The organism is Rugamonas violacea, assembly GCF_016461825.1.
In the GTDB taxonomy this organism is placed as follows: domain Bacteria; phylum Pseudomonadota; class Gammaproteobacteria; order Burkholderiales; family Burkholderiaceae_D; genus Rugamonas.
In genome coordinates, this window is the sequence record NZ_JAEMNU010000172.1 from 17,506 (window position 1) to 23,867 (window position 6,362).

Genomic DNA, 6,362 nt, shown 5'->3' on the forward strand with positions numbered 1-6,362 from the left:
CCTCGGCCGGGCCGGGCAAGGCCGGCAGCGCCACCGCCCCGGCGGCGGCGCCGACCGCGCCGCCGGCGCTGTCGACGGCAGCCGCGCCGATCAGGAAAGCGCCGCGCACGGCGGCCGCACCGGCCACGCCGGCGGCCAGCGCCACTGCCGCCGCCACGGCGCCGCTGCCGATGCCGGCGGCGGCGCCGGCGCCGCTACTCGGCCAGCCCGCCGCGCGCGACATCATCAACCGCCAGGCGCTGAAAAACATCCGCGCCCTCAGCGCCCAGCACGGCGACGCCCTGCTCGAACGGGTGCTGCACGCCTTCGTCGCCGACACGCCCAGCCACTTCCAGGCGCTGCGCCTGGCCATCGACGGCGGCCAGCCGAGCCCGCTGCGCAAGGCCGCGCACAGCCTCAAGTCGAGCAGCGCCAACGTCGGCGCCGAACAGCTGGCCCAGCTGTGCAAGGAGCTCGAACAGCTCGGCCGCGACGACACCACCGACGGCGCCGCCGTCCTGCTCGAACAGATGGAGCGGGAATTCCAGGCCGTGCGCCAGGCTCTCAGCGCGATTCTAGAAAAGGAAACATGAGATGGCACCCTCCCCCAAACGCGGCCTGGTCCTGGTCGCCGACGACGACCCGGTGATGCGCATGCTGATGCTGGAAATGCTCGGCCAGGTCGGCCTCGACGTCATCGAGGCCGAGGACGGCAAGCAGGCGCTGGCCTACTACCACAGCATGGCGCCCGACCTGGTGCTGCTCGACGTCGAAATGCCCGGCCTGGACGGCTTCCAGGTCTGCGCCGAAATCCGCCGCCAGGAAACCAACGTCACCGTGCCCATCGTCATGGTCACCGGCGGCGACGAGCTCGAATCGGTCACCCACGCCTACGAGGTCGGCGCCACCGACTTCGTCTCCAAGCCGATCAACTGGCCCATCCTCGGCCACCGCGTGCTCTACGTGCTGCGCGCCTCCGACGCCATCGCCCGCCTGCGCATCGCCGACGCCCACAACCGCGCCGTGCTGGCGGCCATCCCCGACACCTTCTTCCGCCTCAACCAGGACGGCTACTACCTCGACTACGAGCAGGGCCACGACCTCAGCGCCGTGTTCTCGGTCGAGCACTGCGTCGGCCGCCACGTCAGCGAGGTGCTGCCCAAGGACATCGCCGAGCGCCTGCTGGAGCAGGCCCACACGGTGCTGGCGACCCAACACATCCGCTCGGTCGACTACGAGCTGGTGCGCCACGGCACCGTGCAGCACTTCGAGGCCCGCCTGGTCACCACCGGCAGCGACGAGGTGCTCGGCCTGGTGCGCGACATCAGCGAGCGCAAGCGCACCGAGGAGCAGATCCGCCGCCTGGCCTACTGCGACAGCCTGACCGGCATCCCCAACCGCCAGGCCTTCCTGGAGACGCTGGAGGGCGAGCTGCTGCGCTCGCGCAACGGCAACAAGAAGTTCGCCGTGCTGTTCATGGACCTCGACTCCTTCAAGCGCATCAACGACACGCTCGGCCACAACGTCGGCGACCACCTGCTCAAGGTGGTCTCCGACCGGCTGCGCGACACCATCCGCCCCAGCGACCTGGTGACCCGCGCCGAGCACTACAACAATAACAACCTGGCGCGCCTGGGCGGCGACGAGTTCACCATCCTGATCCCCGACCTGGAGCGGGTCGAGAACGCGCTCAACGTGGCGCACCGCGTCAAGGAGGCGATGCGGCGGCCCTTCCTGATCGACGCCCACGAGATCTTCGTCACCGCCAGCATCGGCATCTCGCTGTACCCGGAGGACGGCGAGGACTGCAACTCCCTGCTCAAGTACGCCGACACGGCGATGTACCACGCCAAGAACTGCGGCAAGAACAACGCCAAGCTGTACAGTTCCTCGCTGACCATGCAGATCATGAGCCACGTCAAGCTCGAGGTCGGCCTGCGCAAGGCGCTGCAGAACGGCGAGTTGTACCTGCTGTACCAGCCGCAGATCGACGTCGCCAGCAGCCAGATCGTCGGCGTCGAGGCGCTGGTGCGCTGGCGCCACCCGGAGCGCGGCATCATCTCGCCGACCGAGTTCATCCCGCTGGCCGAGGAGACCGGCCTGATCGTGCCGATCGGCGAATGGGTGCTGCGCACCGCCTGCGCCCAGGCGCGCGCCTGGCAGGCCGACGGCCGCCAGCCGGTGCGCATGGCGGTCAACCTGTCGGCCAAGCAGTTCAAGGACGAGAACCTGACCCAGATCGTGGTCTCGGCCCTGCACGACACCGGCCTCGCCGCCGCCCTGCTGGAACTCGAGCTGACCGAGGGCACGCTGATGGACGACGCCCGCGCCACCATGGTCACGCTGGAGCAGTTGCGCGCCATCGGCGTCTACCTGTCGATCGACGACTTCGGCACCGGCTACTCGTCGATGAACTACCTGAAGCGCTTCGACGTGCGCGCGCTGAAGATCGACAAGAGCTTCATCAGCGGCCTGCCGCAGGACTCGGAGAACGCCGCCATCACGCGCGCCATCATCGCCATGGCGCACGGCCTGAAGATGGTGGTGGTGGCCGAGGGCGTGGAGACCGAGGAGCAATTGGTCATGCTCGAGCAGTTCGGCTGCGACGTGGCGCAGGGCTACTACCTGGGCCACCCGCTGCCGCACGAGGCGATCACCCAGATGCTGAGCAACCAGCACGCGCCGTCCGGCCAGAACGGCTACGCCCTACTGCCCCAGGCCGGTTCGGCCTGAACGGCCTGAACGGCGCCGGCGGCGATAAAAACCACCCAACGGCGAAGCGCCGGGGGGGGGGGCCNNCGCCGGGGTCGGACCCCGAGGGGTCCGACCCCAGTCTGCGCCCTTGGGTCTGCGCAAGCAGCTACACCACCCCGCCATCCTTCAGTTCGGCGATCTGCGCGGCGCTGTAGCCCAGTGCCGCCAGCACCTCGTCGTTGTGCTGGCCCAGGGTCGGTCCCATCCACTGCGTCTTGCCCGGCGTGGCCGACAGCTTGGGCGAGATCGCCGGCAACTTGACCGGCGTGCCGTCGGGAAAATGGTGCTGCTCGAACATCTCGCGGGCGAGGAACTGCGGGTCCGTCATCATGTCGCGCACCGAGTAGATTTTGCCGGCCGGCACGTCGGCCGCCTTCAGCACCGTCAGCGCGGCATCGATGTCCCGGCCGCCGCACCAGGCCTGGATGGCGTCGTCGATCTCCCGCGTGCGCGGCACGCGGCCGTCGTTGCGCGCCAGGCCCGGGTCGCCGGCCAGGTCGATGCGGCCGATCGCCAGCATCAGGCGCTTGAAGATGGCGTCGCCGTTGCCGGCGATGACGATGTTCTCGCCGTCGCCGGTGGTGTAGGTGTTGGACGGCACGATGCCGGGCAAGGCGCCGCCGGTGCGCTCGCGCACCACGCCGGCCTGGTCGAACTCCGGCACCAGCGACTCCATCAGGTTGAACACCGACTCGTACAGCGCGACGTCGACCATCTGCCCCTGGCCGTGCTCGCGCCCGCCGGTGGCGTCGCGGTGGCGCAGCGCCATCATCGCGCCGATCACACCGTGCAAGGCCGCCACCGAGTCGCCGATCGACACGCCGACCCGCACCGGCGGCCGGTCGGCATGGCCGGAAACGTACCGCAAGCCGCCCATCGACTCGCCGATCGCGCCAAAGCCGGGCAGGTCCCTCATCGGCCCGGTCTGGCCGAAGCCGGACAGGCGCACCATGATGGTGGCCGGCTTCACCGCCTGTAACTGCGCGTAGCCCAGCTCCCACTTCTCCAGCACGCCGGGGCGGTAGTTCTCGATGATGATGTCAGCCTCCAGCGCCAGTTGGCGGGCGATGGCGCGGCCGCGCGCGTCCTTCAGGTTCAGGGTCAGGCTCTTCTTGTTGCGCGCCTGCACCGACCACCACAGCGAGGTGCCGTCCTTCAGCACGCGCCACTGGCGGATCGGGTCGCCGCTGCCGGGGGTTTCGATCTTGATCACCTCGGCGCCGAACTCGGCCAACATGCGGGCACAAAACGGCCCGGCGATCAGTGTGCCCAGTTCCAGAACCTTGATGCCGGCCAACGGGCCGGGGGAAGCGGATTGCGTCATGTCAGCGGCCTAAAAAAAAAGAAACTACGCGGGTCGGTGGGGACGCCAAAATGTCGGCGGCTACCACACCACCCACAGGCGGAAAGCCGCGGTCGGACCCTGCGGGTCCGACCCCAGAGTCACGCCTGTGGGTTTCAATTGGGACTGCCGCCAGGCCGCCCGACGTGCGGACCGACGCCTCAGGTGGCGCGGCGGTCGAGCATGGCGCGGGCGATGGTGCCGGCGTCGACATACTCGAGCTCGCCACCGACCGGCACGCCACGCGCCAGCCGGCTGACCCGCAGGCCGCGCGCCTTCAGCATCTCGCTGATGTAGTGCGCGGTGGCCTCGCCCTCGTTGGTGAAATTGGTGGCCAGCACGACCTCGCCGACCACGCCGTCGTTGGCGCGCGCCACCAGTTTTTCCAGATGAATATCCTTCGGGCCGATGCCATCGAGCGGCGACAGCCGCCCCATCAGCACGAAGTACAAGCCCTTGTAGGTCAGGGTCTGCTCGATCATCAACTGGTCGGCCGGCGTCTCCACCACGCACAACAGGCGGCGGTCGCGCCGCTCGTCGTTGCAGGTGTCGCACACCTCCTCCTCGGTGAAGGTGTTGCACATGGCGCAGTGCTGCACCGCGTCGACCGCCTGGCCCAGCGCGCGCGACAACATGGCCGCACCCTCGCGGTCATGCTGCAGCAGGTGGAAAGCCATGCGCTGGGCCGACTTGGGACCGACGCCAGGCAGGCGGCGCAGCGCCTCGGTCAGGAATTCTAACGATTTGGACACGGATCAGGCCGGGCGCGCGGTCGGGTGAACGACGTCGATCAGAACGGCATCTTGAAGCCGGCCGGCAAGTTCATGCCGGAGGTCAGGCCGCCCAGTTTTTCGGCCGAGGTTGCCTCGGCCTTGCGCACTGCGTCGTTGAAGGCGGCCGCCACCAGGTCTTCCAGCATGTCCTTGTCGTCGGCCAGCAGCGACGGGTCGATCGAGACGCGCTTGACGTCGTTCTTGCAGCTCATCACCACCTTGACCAGGCCGGCGCCGGACTGGCCTTCGACTTCGATCAGCGCCAGTTGGTCTTGCGCCTTTTTCATGTTGTCCTGCATTGCTTGCGCTTGTTTCATCAAGCCGGCCAATTGGTTCTTCATCATGATGGGTTACTCCGTAAGTGAAATGATATAAATGGTTTCGTTCAATGCAACGTGGCCGAGGCGGCCGGCGGCGGCACGATCGAGCCGGGCACCACGAAGGCGCCGAACTCGCGGATCATGCTGTTGACGAAGGGATCGTTGGCGATGGTGTCCTCGGCGGCGCGCTGGCAGGCGGCGCGGTGCGCCTGGGCCTCGGCGCTGGCCGTGTACCAGACGGCGCCCAGCTCGGTCTCCACCCGCACGGTGCGGCCGAAACGCTCGCACAGGGCGGCGGTGAGCTTGTCGACGTTGCCCGGCGTGCGCCAGGTCTCGATCGGCACGCGCAGGCCGAACACCACGGTGTTGCCGTCGAAGCCGCAACTGAGCAGCTCGGCCTGCATGGCCAACTGCTGCGCCACGCCGCGCAAGGGCAAGCCGGCCGCCACGGCCGGCCAGTTGCCGTCCCAGTCCAGCTCGGGCACCGGGGTGATGACATAGGCGTGCGGCGCCTGCGCGGGCGCGGGGGCCGCGCGCGGCACCGGCGCGAAGGCCGGCGCATTATCGCCGGCGTAGGCCGGCGCGTTGTCGCTGGCGTAGGCCGACGGCGCCGCGGACGCGGCCGAAGCGGACGAGCCCGGCGACGAGGCCGGCGCCGATTGGGCGATGGCCGTGTCGTCGGTAAATTCGGTGACCCAGGGTGGTAGCTCATCCTCGTCGGCGGCCGGCGCCGGCGGACGGGCCGGCTGGGCTTGCTGCGCGGGTTGGTACGCCGCCTGCTGCGGCATCGTGCGCGCGGCCTGCGGCGGCGGCATCTGCTGCTGTGTCTGCTGTGTCTGCTGTGTCTGCTGTGTCTGCTGTGTCTGCTGTGGCAGATGCCGCGGCAGATGCTGCGGCGGCATCTGCTGCGTCTGCTGCACGCCTTGCTGCTGCGGCCGCTGGGCGGCTTGCACCTGCTGTGGCTGCGGCGGCTGCGCCATCGGCGCGGCCTGCTGCATGGTCTGGCGCACCGGCGCTTCCAACACGGCGGTCGGTCCATCACCCAGCGCCGTCGCTGGCGGCGGGCTGTCCTCCCACGGCGCCGGAGCGCGCGGCGCGGCCGGAGCCGCCGACGGCATGGCCGGACGCGGCGCCATCGCGGCCGCTGCGGTCGGAGCCGGAGCCGACGTCGGCGCCGGCGCCGGCGCGGCGGCC

Annotated in this window: 5 protein-coding genes and 1 pseudogene; 2 read left to right on the forward strand and 4 right to left on the reverse strand. The window is 69.5% G+C overall.

Going from position 1 to position 6,362, the window contains the following annotated elements; genetic code table 11:
• Positions 1-572: Hpt domain-containing protein (locus H7U20_RS30610; RefSeq protein ID WP_233411195.1), on the forward strand; the 572-nt coding region annotated here is incomplete at its 5' end.
• Position 573: 1 nt separating this feature from the next.
• Positions 574-2,712 carry a putative bifunctional diguanylate cyclase/phosphodiesterase gene (locus H7U20_RS29945; RefSeq protein WP_199762782.1) on the forward strand — a complete coding sequence of 713 codons (2,139 nt, stop codon included), beginning with the start codon at positions 574-576 and terminating at the stop codon, positions 2,710-2,712.
• Between the two features lie 127 nt (positions 2,713-2,839).
• Here the strand turns inward: H7U20_RS29945 and H7U20_RS29950 are convergent, their stop codons facing one another.
• The 4 genes and pseudogenes from H7U20_RS29950 to H7U20_RS29965 form a co-directional block, all read right to left on the reverse strand.
• Positions 2,840-4,057, reverse strand: a complete 1,218-nt coding sequence (locus H7U20_RS29950; RefSeq protein WP_199762783.1) for a CaiB/BaiF CoA transferase family protein — start codon at positions 4,055-4,057, stop codon at positions 2,840-2,842.
• A gap of 179 nt (positions 4,058-4,236) precedes the next feature.
• Positions 4,237-4,827: a recombination mediator RecR gene (gene recR, locus H7U20_RS29955; protein WP_199762784.1), complete on the reverse strand. Its 591-nt coding sequence runs from the start codon at positions 4,825-4,827 to the stop codon at positions 4,237-4,239.
• A gap of 38 nt (positions 4,828-4,865) precedes the next feature.
• Positions 4,866-5,192 carry a YbaB/EbfC family nucleoid-associated protein gene (locus tag H7U20_RS29960; protein ID WP_199762785.1) on the reverse strand — a complete coding sequence of 109 codons (327 nt, stop codon included), beginning with the start codon at positions 5,190-5,192 and terminating at the stop codon, positions 4,866-4,868.
• A 41-nt stretch (positions 5,193-5,233) separates the two neighbouring features.
• Positions 5,234-6,362 (reverse strand): annotated as a pseudogene (locus H7U20_RS29965) (DNA polymerase III subunit gamma/tau); the annotation flags it as partial.

Bases quoted from the DNA above. Each gene is read 5' to 3' on its own strand.
- H7U20_RS29945 (WP_199762782.1), top strand. From the start codon at position 574: ATGGCACCCTCCCCCAAACGCGGCCTGGTCCTGGTCGCCGACGACGAC.
- H7U20_RS29950 (WP_199762783.1), bottom strand. From the start codon at position 4,057: ATGACGCAATCCGCTTCCCCCGGCCCGTTGGCCGGCATCAAGGTTCTG.
- H7U20_RS29960 (WP_199762785.1), bottom strand. From the start codon at position 5,192: ATGATGAAGAACCAATTGGCCGGCTTGATGAAACAAGCGCAAGCAATG.